Origin of the sequence: Brevibacillus sp. AG162, from assembly GCF_006715575.1 — a bacterium.
Classification (GTDB): domain Bacteria; phylum Bacillota; class Bacilli; order Brevibacillales; family Brevibacillaceae; genus Brevibacillus; species Brevibacillus brevis.
Genome location: NZ_VFNO01000001.1, coordinates 101,355 through 114,839, shown reverse-complemented (window position 1 = coordinate 114,839; position 13,485 = coordinate 101,355). Strand labels below are relative to the sequence as shown.

General features: G+C 42.6%; 12 protein-coding genes and 2 pseudogenes. 5 read left to right on the top strand and 9 right to left on the bottom strand.

Features of this window, described 5'->3' with window-relative positions; genetic code table 11:
- Positions 1–20 precede the first annotated feature (20 nt).
- The 4 genes from FB479_RS00695 to FB479_RS30805 form a co-directional block, all read right to left on the bottom strand.
- A complete protein-coding gene (locus FB479_RS00695; protein WP_106653686.1) occupies positions 21–836 on the bottom strand; it encodes a methyltransferase domain-containing protein in 816 nt (271 codons plus the stop codon).
- A gap of 1 nt (position 837) precedes the next feature.
- The gene (locus tag FB479_RS00690) at positions 838–1,638 is read right to left on the bottom strand and encodes an alpha/beta hydrolase (RefSeq protein ID WP_142061536.1); all 801 of its coding nucleotides are present in this window, start codon (positions 1,636–1,638) and stop codon (positions 838–840) included.
- Positions 1,639–1,675: 37 nt separating this feature from the next.
- Positions 1,676–4,933: an ACP S-malonyltransferase gene (fabD, locus tag FB479_RS00685; RefSeq protein ID WP_142061534.1), complete on the bottom strand. Its 3,258-nt coding sequence runs from the start codon at positions 4,931–4,933 to the stop codon at positions 1,676–1,678.
- Between the two features lie 83 nt (positions 4,934–5,016).
- On the bottom strand, positions 5,017–5,403 hold the full coding sequence (locus FB479_RS30805; RefSeq protein ID WP_255438237.1) for a 4'-phosphopantetheinyl transferase family protein: 387 nt from the start codon (positions 5,401–5,403) through the stop codon (positions 5,017–5,019).
- A gap of 749 nt (positions 5,404–6,152) precedes the next feature.
- Between FB479_RS30805 and loaP the strand changes: the two genes are divergently transcribed.
- The 3 genes and pseudogenes from loaP to FB479_RS00665 all read left to right on the top strand — a co-directional run bounded on the left by loaP (position 6,153) and on the right by FB479_RS00665 (position 7,883).
- The gene (gene loaP, locus FB479_RS00675; protein WP_106653690.1) at positions 6,153–6,686 is read left to right on the top strand and encodes an antiterminator LoaP; all 534 of its coding nucleotides are present in this window, start codon (positions 6,153–6,155) and stop codon (positions 6,684–6,686) included.
- Between the two features lie 137 nt (positions 6,687–6,823).
- A pseudogene (locus FB479_RS30800) lies at positions 6,824–7,141 on the top strand (lipase family protein).
- A gap of 328 nt (positions 7,142–7,469) precedes the next feature.
- Complete coding sequence (locus FB479_RS00665; protein WP_142062888.1) at positions 7,470–7,883, top strand: hypothetical protein; 414 nt, start codon at positions 7,470–7,472, stop codon at positions 7,881–7,883.
- A 314-nt stretch (positions 7,884–8,197) separates the two neighbouring features.
- On the opposite strand, the gene FB479_RS00660 is transcribed toward FB479_RS00665, so the two are convergent.
- The 4 genes from FB479_RS00660 to FB479_RS30270 form a co-directional block, all read right to left on the bottom strand.
- The gene (locus tag FB479_RS00660) at positions 8,198–8,332 is read right to left on the bottom strand and encodes a cyclic lactone autoinducer peptide (protein WP_106653691.1); all 135 of its coding nucleotides are present in this window, start codon (positions 8,330–8,332) and stop codon (positions 8,198–8,200) included.
- Positions 8,322–8,858: an accessory gene regulator ArgB-like protein gene (locus FB479_RS00655; protein WP_142061529.1), complete on the bottom strand. Its 537-nt coding sequence runs from the start codon at positions 8,856–8,858 to the stop codon at positions 8,322–8,324. Before FB479_RS00655 ends, FB479_RS00660 begins: the two co-directional genes overlap by 11 nt.
- The gene (locus FB479_RS00650) at positions 8,851–9,402 is read right to left on the bottom strand and encodes a hypothetical protein (protein WP_255438236.1); all 552 of its coding nucleotides are present in this window, start codon (positions 9,400–9,402) and stop codon (positions 8,851–8,853) included. Before FB479_RS00650 ends, FB479_RS00655 begins: the two co-directional genes overlap by 8 nt.
- A gap of 683 nt (positions 9,403–10,085) precedes the next feature.
- Positions 10,086–10,250: a hypothetical protein gene (locus FB479_RS30270; protein ID WP_185746309.1), complete on the bottom strand. Its 165-nt coding sequence runs from the start codon at positions 10,248–10,250 to the stop codon at positions 10,086–10,088.
- A 217-nt stretch (positions 10,251–10,467) separates the two neighbouring features.
- Between FB479_RS30270 and FB479_RS00645 the strand changes: the two genes are divergently transcribed.
- Complete coding sequence (locus FB479_RS00645; RefSeq protein ID WP_142061524.1) at positions 10,468–11,265, top strand: putative protein N(5)-glutamine methyltransferase; 798 nt, start codon at positions 10,468–10,470, stop codon at positions 11,263–11,265.
- Positions 11,266–11,587: 322 nt separating this feature from the next.
- Positions 11,588–12,670, top strand: a pseudogene (locus FB479_RS00640) (IS3 family transposase).
- Positions 12,671–12,726: 56 nt separating this feature from the next.
- Here FB479_RS00640 and FB479_RS00635 read toward each other — a convergent pair.
- Positions 12,727–13,164, bottom strand: coding sequence for a hypothetical protein (locus FB479_RS00635; protein ID WP_106653696.1), 438 nt, complete (start codon positions 13,162–13,164; stop codon positions 12,727–12,729).
- Positions 13,165–13,485: the final 321 nt, after the last annotated feature.

The window sequence follows — 13,485 nt, the reverse complement described above, 5'->3', positions numbered from 1 at the left end:
ACTCGACTCCCCCCTTTCTTCTACACCAATTTCTCACCAACAGCCATGTATAGCTGTCTGAGAATAGAATGACCTTCCGTATTCAGCATGTTTCGCCATGCAACTGATAGCTTGCCCAACGCCTTGCTGGATAAATAACCGTCACGCACCAACTGCACTGGTATGCCTACACCCTCCGACTTTAGAAACATTTCGTACCCGAGAAGCTCGCTATGAGCGCAAATGACTTCGAAATCTATTTTTCCAAGTCCACCTTGCTTGAGGACCGTTGGCAGTTCACGACCGATTTTCGGGTTGCCGCCTTCCGCATAGCGTGCCGCACAGTAGGCATCATACAGCTCTCGCAATTCTGGTACATGTGGGGTGGTCATGATGTGCATCTCGAAATCATTGTCGATAAATACCGCTTTGCCACCTGGTTTTAACAACCTCGCTACTTCACGAACTGCACCGACTGGGTCGGGTAAATGCTCCAATACGAGACGAGTAATGGCAAAATCATAGGAATCGCTAGGTAAGCCGGTTTCCATAATCGATCCCTCGACGATCTCAAATCGATCAGATTGCTTTTGTGTCAAATAGTTTTTGGAATAATCCACGAGAAGAGGGTCAATCTCCAATCCCGTCACTCTGCCATTTGGAAACTCCTGCATGACCTTTTCCATCACGAAGCCTGGCCCCGAGCCTAGCTCTATGACCGACATCCCATCTGTCAGACCAAACTCGATATAATGCTTAAGCTCTTTCCCCCAAAACAACTCCACCTGAGATTTCAAACGTTCTATTTCTACCTCAACATTCGTTGCAATGTTTGCGATTTGATAAGAACCTTCCATGTTATTCCCTACCTCCGCCATTCGTTATCGATTCGTTTAAAAAAGCCAAGATGTGACCAGCAACGGCTTCCCATTCAGGATCAAGCATCATATCATGACTGATATTTGGGAACAAAACAGGTTCGATTCCGTATGTTTTGCCAATTCGGCGCGTTGTTTTCTCAGAAATCATCCGATCTTGTTTGGAGCCAAGAACCAGCATCGGAGCTTTTGCACTGATGGTTTTGGGAACAATTTTTCCATTCATCTCGGTTCTTGCTTTCAGTGACTCAGGCTGCAAGAGCTTCACCCACTCGTCCTTTTTTTCAATCGGCAGCTCCTTGGAAAAAAAGACATTGGCAAGCAGTGAAGCATCTCTTTTTTGGTTATATGTAAACAATTGCATAGCTTCTTTAAAATTTCTGAACATCAATCGAAGCAAGTCTCGCATCCCCCCATGCGGAGGAATCGAGGCAACGAGAACGATACCCGAGATTATATCTGGATGCTGGTGCAAGATCTTCTGCACAATGCCTCCGCCCATGGAGTGTCCGATCAGCACTGGCTTGTTTCTTAGACGCCCAATCACTTCAAGAACATCATCCATGTAATCCTGTAGTGTGTAGGAATGAAGATTTTCAAAGCCGTCACTTTCACCGTGACCACGAAGACTCAGCGCATAGGAAGAAAAACCTTTATCCGCAAAATAAGGAAGGAAGTTTTTTTCCCAACACCATGCTCCATGACATGCTCCATGCACAAAAAGAAGAGGCGCTTCGCTAGAAACGCCTTCAGGATGGTATTCTACTAGTTCCAAATTCATTTTCGCAGTTCCTTTCTTATTTGAGAGTCATTCCTTTTTACTTGCTTGAACCTGTTAAGGCGTGGATACGCTGATTCAAAAGGTTGGCCGTCTCCTTGACCAGCATTTCACCGATTTGATCAACATGGCGGTCTCTCCAATTTTCAACAGCCGTTCCCTTCACCCATTGATTAAAAGAACCTAACGCAGGACCGCAGTAAATCTGATAATCCACTTTATAGCTTTCGGCTCCATCTAAAGCCCAGTCAAAACAACGGTTAAAATACCATTTGAAAAGCAATGCCATCTTGTATTTGGGCGTTCGTTCCGCTCTTTTCAGTTCCTGAGGCGGGCAAGTGGCTTTCATCTGTTCATATACCTCTTCAAAGCTGCGTTTAAAATACTTTTCCTGAAGCTGCTGCTTGGTTTTCTCATCGATTTCATCAAGCGAATTGTATTGACGATAGAGGTCGTGCAATTTGTTCGCTCTCGCTGGAAAGAATAACCCTTTTTTCAACACCTGAATTTTGGCTCCCATTTCAAACATTTCACCCGCTGGGGCATACTCGGTGTCTTGAACATTGGCCAACTGCAACGAATCCTTCACCGACTCGCTGGTCGCCGCCTCCACTGTACACTGGTTAATCGAACCTGTGACAATATAATCCGCCCCGAGCATGAAAGCGACCGCAGCAGCCTCAGGAGTACCAATGCCACCCGCTGCCCCGATTCTAATCGGCTTACGGTATCCATACTTTTGCATCATGCTATCTCGTAGCCTGATCATCGCTGGCATCAAAGCAGAGGCTACACCGTGATCGGTATTTCCTCCAGAATCGGACTCCACCGTTAACTCATCCGCCATCGGAACTTCTCGTAACAGACTCGCTTCTTCCCTCGTAAGCTTATGTTCTTGCACCAATTTTTCTATCAGGTACTCAGGTGCGGGACTTAAAAAAGCTTCCGCTACCTCAGGCTGTGATACCTTGGCAAAAATTTTATTGGCCGCCTCTACATGCCCGTTCATCCCTCGTTTCAACCCCTTGGCCCGATAGATGATCAACGCGGGGGTAATCGCCATAAACGCAGACGCTTCCATCACCCTCACTTGATAGGCAAGATACAGATCAACGATTCTTTCTTCCATGGATGGGTCACTTGGATGATGCAACAAATTCATCCCATACGGCTCGCCTTGCTGTAATTCATGTTGAATCTGTTGGATCGCACGCTCGATTCTATCTAGCTGTAAGCCACCGCTTCCGAAAAAGCCCATCATCCCAGCTTTCCCCATTTTAATGACCAGCTTTTCCGATGAAATTCCCTTGTACATCGCTCCTGCCAGGTAGGGATATTTTAATTTGTAGTCCTGTTTAAATTGCTGATTTCCCAGTGAAAAAGCGGTAATCCCTTTTGGCTGCTCCATGCTGTTCGATAGCTCTTGCTCCAGGTTATCTTTCTCTTCTTCCTCTTCTATGACCAGCGGCTCTGCTTCATTTCGGATTGTAGTAACTAATTTGGTCAGCACAGTACCAGGGCCTACTTCTTCTATTTCGTTTTCCCCCAAGGCCAGGAGATATCGAATACTGTCATTCCATTTTACTGGGTGAGTAATTTGCTCAACCAAATTTCGTTTCACATCGCTCTGTTTATAGGGTCTTGCGTGAACATTTGATATCACAGGGATGTTCATACTGGAAAACGCAAACTGATTCAAATAGTCCTCAAAGCGTTGCTTCGCATCGCTCATGTAACGGGAATGGAATGCTCCGCTCACCTTTAGCGGTATGTATACTTTTACCCCCGCTTCCTGAAAAACAGGGTTGGCACGGTCAATATCTTCTTTCCGACCAGCAATCACAAATTGGGAGGGAGAATTGTGATTGGCAATATCGATGCCAGTTAGATTATTTTCATGTAATACGCGTTCCACTTGCTCCAAAGTAAACCCGATCACTGCCGCCATCCCCCCGCCGACGGCCTGACTCATCAACTCTCCTCGTTTTTTCACCAAATGCAGCCCTGTCTCAAAATCAAACACCCCTGATGCAAAAAGTGCGTTGTACTCACCCAAGCTGTGCCCCGCCACATAGTCAGGTTTTTTCCCGGTTTCCTTCACTTTTTTCAGATAGCTAAGCGCATTTACCACGTACAAAGCCGGCTGGGTAAACTGGGTTTTACTTAACTGTTTGTCTGGATCATGCAGACATAGTTCTTTGATGGAATAACCTAATATCTGATCAGCCTTGGCCGTTATTTCTGGAAACTCATCAAAAAGAGAGCCCCCCATTCCTTTTATTTGGGAGCCCTGTCCTGGGAAAACATATGTGGTCATTTTTCTGCCTTCCTTTCTACTTGTTTTATTTGAAAATAGCTGCTTGATGCGCTCTACATTTTCGCCATCCTTTTTAAAAGGAGTGATGATTGAGTGGCATTCTGACTGTGAATCTTGCCGCAGATTTCGCTTTGTAAAATTACTCAAATTTCCTGCTGGTCCCAAATCCAAATAGATGTAGCTTTGGTGTTTCTCCAGCTCTTGGACAGCTTTTGGAAGCTGCATCGGTTTTCTTACTACTTGCCAAAAGTAGTCAGCTGGCAGTTCCTTCATGAGTTCACCATGAACCCCCGATACAAAGGGAATCTGGGGAATTCCAAATGATTTATGCTTCAATACCTCTCGATAATGTGGTTCAGCCGGATCGATGTAAGCGGAGTGAAAAGCATACGATACGGGTAGTCGTTGACAAATAATCCCCTTGCCTTTCACATAATCCTCTATACGTTGTAGCTGATGACTGCTCCCGGCAATGACAAAATGCGAATGAAAATTCACCGCTACCAACTCACTATTTCGATGCAATAGCGGGTCTTGATCATACAAATCGGGATTGTGGAGAATCGCAAGCATACTTCCCTTCTGACAATACGTTTCGTAAAGGGTGGCTTGTTCAACTACGAGTTGCAGCAATTCTTCCACTGGCATGACCCCAGACACAGCCGCCGCCGCAAACTCCCCCAAACTACTCCCTAGACAATAGTCGGGCTTTATTCCGCTTTCCATGAGAACCTGGGCCAGAGCATATTCCACCATAAAAATGGCAGGATGCGTATAAAGGGTGCGATCAAATATGTCGTCTCGACGCTTCGTGTCATCATATAACTGGGCAAGGACAGACTCCCCGATCAGGGAATGTACCTTTTCATCTAACCTAAGCATCCATTTGCGAAATACCGGATTCTGATCAAAAAGGTCTTTCCCCATCTGATAGTACTGAGACCCTTGTCCAGAAAACATAAACACAACAGGCTTTTCCATGTATGATGCACCCCTTGTTTTTATAAAAGGTTTTTATAAAGAAAACTCCCCACAGCCTGGTCAATTGACCACTTGTGGGGAATTCATAAGCGATTTATCATGGAGTATTCTATTTCCTGAAGTACATCCTTTACTACAGCAACACTCCACTCTGTCTTTTTCGGGTAGGTGATTGAACACACAAAGTCACCTAGGATAAAGGATGCCGTCCGGTATTGAGGAAAGTTTTCAAAAAGGCTATAAACAATCCCGTCCCTTGCCTCCACTTGGCTTATTTCATAGATATGAAAAGAAGTTGTTAAGCCTGTCTTCAAAATTTTGGATAACGCTTCCTTGACTGTCCAGAAAAGAGTGAGGGTCGTTTCATAGGAATATGGCAAGTACGAAAATAAGTTGCTCTCTTTCACAGTCATTTGCGTCTCCAGAACTTTATTCCTATCAACGCTAATTCTCTCTATATCAATCCCCATCGGCAGCTCCTCCGAAAAAGCAATGGCAGCTGCAAGATCATCACAGTGGGTGATACTCACTTGGAGATGGGTTGAATTCGGTAGGTTCACGACAGGGTGATGAAGAATGCCCTGTTCAATACATATTCGGTCTAAGCTGCCTTCTCCAGTCAGAAACGAAACGGCTCTTTTGGCGACATATCTCCCAGTCAGGTAGCTCTTTACTCTCCGCTCAAACTCCAGATGAAAATAGTACTCAAATTCTTTCGGGTGCAGGAATTTTACTATTTTTAAAAAATCTGCGGGAACTGAAAAGTAGCCCATGCACAAACTGGCACGAAACTCTCTATCCTTACCTTTTATGACGAATTCTTTCGTAGAGATCTGTGGAAACACATGCAATCCAATCTCCGCCTTCCGTTCTCCTACTATGCCAAAGGGCAGAGCTTCCCCAGTTCGTGGGTAAATAAACATTACACACTACTGTTTCTCCGTATGTCCTCCCTACGTTCCTTTAACGTGCCGAAACATCGATTAAATTCCCTAAGGGATTTTCCTTTTGATAAGAAACTTTCTTAGATTAATATCCATATTTTTACCATTAATACCATAATATCACATTTATTGCACAATACGAAAAAATTGGATATATTTAGTATACTACCACAGTTTTTTAAAAAGATATCTACTACATCATTCCTATTTTTTGGGGAAACTTAGAGCGGTTTAGATACTTGCGAATACACTTCATAATGAAAGGATTACCCACCTTGAAATGGTATGCTATCTTCGTAGAATCCGGAAAAGAAGAAGTCGTTCAAAAATACCTCAGACTCTATTTTAATGAGCAATCATTATTGTCCGTTGTACCGAAGAGATTGGTTCCTGAGAAAAAGTCAGGCATTGTGTATAATGTCATGAAGAATATTTTTCCTGGATATGTACTGATTAAGACTGAAATGACTAACGAAATGTTCCATAAAATCAAAAAAATCCCTAGAAGTTTGCGTTTGGTCAATAACGGTAGTTACTATTCGCAAGATGAGGGCACTTATTATTCGAGCATTGACGAAAAAGAAATCACCCCGATACTCCAACTCATGGGAAACGGTGAGGTTGTCGATTATTCAAAAGTTTATCTAGAAAATTCAAAGGTGATCGTCGAATCTGGTCCCCTAAAAGGACTGGAAGGCATCATCAAAAAAGTGGATAAGCACAAAAATAGGGCAAAAATATTTTTAACCTTTATGGGAGTAGAGAAAACAATTGATGTGGGAATTGAAATCCTTTCAAAGCCTTTGTAAAAGGGGAGCGTGCGTACGCGCCCTCTTTCCTTTTTCTTCCACACCTCTATATAGTTCGTCATTGAAACCTTCCATCCTGTCCGATATGTAGTCATCCAAAGGTTTTCGACTACGATATACCATTCCGGCTTTTGCAGATGCAGAGAATCACATGTCTTTATCAATCAACACTGGAACGTTTCATCAGAAAAATAAATCAGTTTTCAGCATCAGAAAAGCTGTTTATTACTGGACACAACTACGGTGGCCCTCTGGCTGTGCTGGCAGCCTTAAATATTGCGCTTAAACACGAAGTTTAGGCACCAATTGTTTATACCTATGGCAGTCCGCGTATTGGTGAACCCCACTGCGCTTTACGCTTCAATAAAGTCGTTGCAAATAGTCTACGCATTGTAAATGTTCACGACTTTTTTCCTACATTCCCCGATCAAAAGTATCCGCCTCCGTTTACGTAGAAAGGATTGTACTACCATGTGTATCGGGAGTATTTGTTGGGTTTTCAGTTGAATAGTTTAGCTGTAAGGAATCATGAAATTGTTTGTTATTTTAAGTTTCTGGCGCAGGAGGACCCTGGGTTTACAGAGAGGTTGTGCGCTGAGAATGAGGAGTTTTGTCCGGGGATGTTGATTCAATTGGATCACTCTCTTTTTTTATGCCCTGTTTATCACGCCGTGAGAGGCAAAAAAATATTTATTGATAATCATTTTCAACGAGATTATAATGGTTACAATTTCCAAATATTTACTTTCATTATGGATGAATAAAAAAGGAGGCATTACGATGATGAAAAAAGCCATTTTAGCAGGGGCATTAGGAATTGCAGTACTTTCGGGGGCAAATTTGCCAGGATTGGAAGTCTCAAAAGCTAGCGCAGCAACTACGACTTTAGACCTTCAAGAAGTTACGAAATACTATTCTCTGAGTTCATACGAAGTGACGCAAAAAGAATCCTTTCCGCTTAAAAAGGGAGAAGAGCTTACGATTTTTGTAAACAATTCAGGATTCCCGATTTCTTATACAGTCTTTAATGCGGATAATCAAGTAATTGGTACATACCAAGCTAATTCACCTTACGGACGCGTATTCAAAGCAGAAAAAGACGGAAATATTTCTGTACAATTTCAAGCAGGTGCGAATTCTTCCTATATGAAAAAAATGAATTTTACAGCTAAATTCGCTCTTTCCAAGTTTCATTAATCGTTAAGCGTTGTAAACACTATATGGGGCTGTCTCAAAATTCGATTTTCCGACTAAGAGACAGCCCACTTGGATTCATTCACGATTCAAAAAACAGCGTTGTTTACGCCAAAGAACCAGGCGCAATAAAATAAGAAACCCCTTGTCTACCAAGGGGTTGAGATAATGAGAACGATCTGAAAGAAGCCGTCGATAAGTACAATACAATCATACACGAGATGATCTGTTTATAAAATGAGGATTTACAAAAGCGCAATGGGGCAACCAGTTTTCCCCGTTTGACGTGAGAAATTGTCTGTGTCGTTCATGGCTCCTTATTTCTTTAATTCTTCTGGAATTTCAGGTTTCCCCACGAAACCAAAGGATGCTGTAGATACCGCCAGAACCGCAACAAATGAAGCAATTGCAGAAACATATTTCGCTACGAACATCATCGCTTTATTTTTCATCTTTTCCACCTCCTTTCAGTGGAATTAGCGTCAGTGCTTGCACAAAGAAAGTCTTAACCAGTGTCTCGCTGTCTATGAAAAATAATGTACTGACGATGATAATGGAGATGGTCTTGAGGAGCAAAGTCTGATTCTGTTTGAATAGTCGTGATTGCATTTCCATTTCTTGCGGTGCAAAAAGTGCTACTAGGACTAATGTGATAATAATAATTGGGGTGACAAAATCATTAGGTAGGGTAATGAGAGGGATGAATACAGCTCCTGAAATACTTGTCATGGTGCAGTAGACAGACGATGAATAGTGAAATCCTCCTGAAAATTGGCGTAGTACTAAAAATCCAGCCAATGTGATCAATGTTCCTTGAAATGTCCCTATCATGAGTGAAAGGGTAAGGCTAATCGTAATGATGAGAAGCATGTTGATGATAAGGATTAACCCAAATTTCATGGTAGGGACTGACTTCGTTTCATGTGGGTTGATCGACTTTAGTTGTATGGCTATTCTTTCAGCAAGAGTTTCAATCATATTCCCCATCCCTTTTTATAGCCAGCCATGCCAGTATCGTGATTCCGATTGCCATTCCAAAGAAAATCCACACTAAGGAAGCAATTCCATATGTACTTGCTAATTTAAACAAGACTGTTATCAATACACCTGTTACAATGATCAGTGACAAAATCACCATGTTGATTCTATGATAAAGAGAGAAAGGCGCTCCGTCTCTGACAAATGTAAATTGCAGTCTACATTTCCTAAGTCCATAGCATAATGCAAAGGTAAGTAATGCGGAGATTGTTTGGAATATGAACCCTGTGCTGATGCTTCGATCCTCTAACGATTCAATTGTCTCTAGGGTCCCTATGACGGTCAGGAAAAACACTTCCATCATCTGAATCCCCAAGTAGATTCCTGCTGTTATCATGGTCATTAAGGCAGCATGTCCCCAATTCACGTTCCATACCAGGATTAATGCCCCAAAGATGATGACGACTTGGGCTATGGTTGCATAGTCTCCATACGGCGTAAATTGTCGCAGACCAAACGAGAAAAGCATTAATACCAGACTCACAAAGAGAATCCGGTTGATATGCACCAAAAAACCAAACCTAAATAGCGTAGTCATTAGAGCAAATATTGCGAGGTATTCCAATGTTGAAAACAGGACGAACAGCATTTAACTTTTTCACCTCAATTACTTATTGAGTGTTATATTCTACTAAAAACGGCATGTTCCTGCTTTAATTTACCATTTTTTACATTTTGAGCGTTCAAGCGCCACTGGGCGCAGAAGTATGATTTTTTGAGAAAAAATTACTTTAATCCTACCCACTTACCACCCCACGATGAGTATTTCTCAAGGGTTTCTTATTTTTATTCTGGTAGGTTCGAACTAGCGCCCCCCCCCCTGTCAAAGAGGAATCACTTGGTGGTCTCCGATAATCCAATGTGCTCAAAACCATTGATACGAAAGCATTTCACCAAAATTCGCTCCAATTGCCCCAAATAAAAAAGCACAGGGTTGCTTTAACCCGTGTGCCTCTCCTTGTCTTCTAATCTCTCAGTAAATTCCTTTCCCTCATACCGTTCTAAAAATACTCGGCGTGATACTTTCATTTTTGTTCCTGCTACTCATCTTGTTCTCCCCTTTCCTTATACTTTAAAACGTCAATATTTCAACTGAGCGCTACTAGTGCTTAGCTGTTGAACCTACCAGCGGTTGTATGAGATGGCAATGCAAAAAAAGCTTAGCTTTCAGAAAGCAAGGCATACAGCGTGCTCTGCTAAACTTGAGGAGATCGATTCGTTGATCCATTCTCTTTCGTCCCAAGCACCAGCCTCGTAACCACCATGAGGATCGGCTTCTACTTTCAAATAAATATCTTGCTTCTGTCCAACTGCTTCAATTAGTAAGCCCATGCCTGCCGACCTGCTTGAAAAATACGGCAACATTAGAATCTCACCCATCAACAACGATGTAGTAATCTGGAGGAAATTTACCGCCTTCGTAGCCCAACGCCTCCAAACCTATTATTGTTTCCTCCATTTATCAAATCCTATGTTGTGTTGCCTCCTAAGATAGAATAAAATCAAACACATAAAATTACATCAATTCTGAAGTGAGGGAATTTAGTCTTTGAATGATTATGAGATTCATGGCGATCAATTTTTTTCTAATATCGTCACTAAGCTTCAGGAAGCTGGTTGTGTTTTCGCTGAAGATGAGGCCAGGTTACTCATCGCCTCGGCAGGGACTACGACTGAACTTTCGGACATGGTAGAACTGCGAACAACTGGCATGCCTCTCGAACACATTATCGGCTGGGCTGAGTTCTGTGGACTGCGGATTATTGTGGAAAAGGGAGTTTTCGTTCCCAGACAACGTACAGCATTTCTCGTTAGACAGGCTGCCGCCCTCCTCCGTCAAAAGTCGATAGTGCTTGACCTATGTTGCGGTTCAGGGGCAGTGGGTGCGGCTCTTGCTTACTTGGAACAGATTGAATTGTATTCTACTGACATCGATCCAGCCTCGGTGCAATGCACCCGTCGCAATGTTACTACCGCAGGCGGTCGCGTTTACGAAGGAGACTTATTTGAGCCTCTTCCTATAATACTTAGGGGACACGTTAACGTCATCGTTGCCAATGCTCCCTACGTCCCCACCAAAGCCATCGAATATCTTCCACCTGAAGCTCGCATCCATGAGGCGAGAATAGCACTCGACGGGGGAACGGATGGGCTTGACGTTCAGAGACGAGTAGTGGCTACAGCTCCACTCTGGCTGGCTCCTGGTGGACACTTACTAGTTGAGACAAGCGAGCGTCAGACACCTCAGACAGTCGATATATTCACTCGTTGCGGGTTCATTACACGGGTGACAAGGTCCGATGAGTTGGATGCTACCGTCGTAATCGGAACCAAGCCGATTCCCTAAAACGGTTTAGGAGTCTAAACCTGCCCACATAGGCTAGGCCACTTGGTCCAATATTCTTACTCATAACCTTCTTCTTTTGGCGTGCTCTTCGCCATTCTTTCTACATCTTCATTAACGACCGCTTTTTTGATTACGGCATAGCCTTCAAACAATAAAGGTTGTCAAAATGTTGTCAAGCGACAACGTAGAGGGATTATGTTGTCTGATGGACGAGGACATAAGAAAAACCCTTGATTTCTGAAAATATCCCCTCATGGTTGACTGTGTTTAAAACCCCACTGTTACAATTGGGTAAGACACAATTGACCAGAGGGGATTTTTTATGGCTAAAAAAGGACAAACATTTAGAGTTTATACGGAAGAGGAAAAATTGGAAGCCGTACGTCTTTACGAGTCCGGAGTATCTTCTAGAGAAGTCGCCAGAAGATTAGGCATTTCAGAAAAAAGACAGGTGTTGGACTGGGTTAATAAGGTTCGTAATGGGGAGGCACTAACAGCTTCTCGATCAAATCAGGCATGGCGAAAAGGGCGTCCACTTCGAAGAAATCAAGGTTCTCAATTATTGAACAAATGCAAACCAAATATCGATTATCATGGCTGCTCAGTTTTGCAAAAGTATCCTGTGCGGGATATTACAAATGGAGAAAGTCCAGAGAGGCAGCTGTTCGACGTAGCGAAAAGGAAGTCAATCTAAAAGAACATATCTTAAGTATCCATCGTTTGCATCCTTATTATGGTTACTTACGAATGACAGTTGCCCTTCGCAAAGAAGGATTACAAATCAATCATAAACGTGTCTATCGATTGATGAAGGAATTAGGTATTCTCTCAGTAATTCGTAAAAAAAAGGCGATTCTTCGGTAGACAGGCATCAGTTGTAAACCCGGATCGTCTGGAAAGACTGTTTAAAGCAGAAGCACCTCTAAAGAAGCTGGTAACCGACATCACCTATCTACGAGTCGGAGAACGATTTTTTTATCTATCTGCTGTGCAGGATCTGTATAATAACGAAATCGTTGCTTGGCATGTCTCTTCCCAAAACGATTTGTCACTCGTGATGAGCACCGTAGATAGTCTTTGGAAGGGAAGAGAGATGAACGGTTCCGTTCTACATTCGGACCAAGGTTTTCAATACACTTCCAGACACTACAATAAACGTTTGGATGAGTATGAGTACGGAGTACTAGGAAGTCATTCGAGACGGGGAAATTGCCTGGATAATGCCTGTATCGAGTCATTCTTTTCTCATCTGAAGACAGAAATGATGTATCGATGCTCGGCAAAATCATTTGAGGAATTAAATCAATCTGTTGAAATATACATTGCATTTTATAATCAGAGTCGTTTTCAGAAAAAACTAGGCAACCGTTCCCCGATTGAGTATCGGAAAGCGATCGCCTCGTAACTATGGGTTTTTAGGCAGTCTACTTGACAGGGTTACGACCATGGGTGCTTTTTCTATTAATTAATTGTAAGTTTATACGGACTTGCTATACCAAAATCAGATGGGCTATGTCCATAAACCTTGATATATACCTGATCACCAAGACCTAACTGGAGGCCCAGAACATCTGCACCACCTTGTCCAGAATCGGTTGGTGAATACGTATTTTTCACTCTTCCATTAGCCGAGATATAGATCACATCAAAATCATAGTTTTTATTCATTGGAGATTCTAATAGGATGGAGATACCCTCTCCAGTTCGATTATCATATTTGTACCAATCTACATCATTACTATCGAAAATTGTCTGGGAGGCGCTTCCGTATTTTTTGATAAGAACTGCCTCATTCTGGGTATCGCCATAACCATCACTAGCAAAGGCAGATTGAGCACTCATAGTCAACGCAGCCAACACCATGCTAGAAGACAATAGTTTTCTTAAAGTATTCTTCATTTTTTTCTCTCCCTTTTATCCAATTGATTACAATTTTAGTATATTTTACTAGTGGTAAATTTTCAACATTATTACTCTTTTATTAATTGCATTGAAAGCAAAAACTTTATCATGCCTCGCTTACTAAGTTATGATCTTTCGGAAGCTTTCTACAGAATGATTTTCAGCGAATGTAAAAGCCACCCGATGATCCGGATGGCTCCCACTTTTCGCTGTTCATGATTTTTTGGTTCGGTACCTCACACTATTGCTTTACTTTACTTGCGTCATAGCCTCTCTGAGCTGCTGTACCCCGCTCCTGGTTGTAAAGCTGCCCTTGGT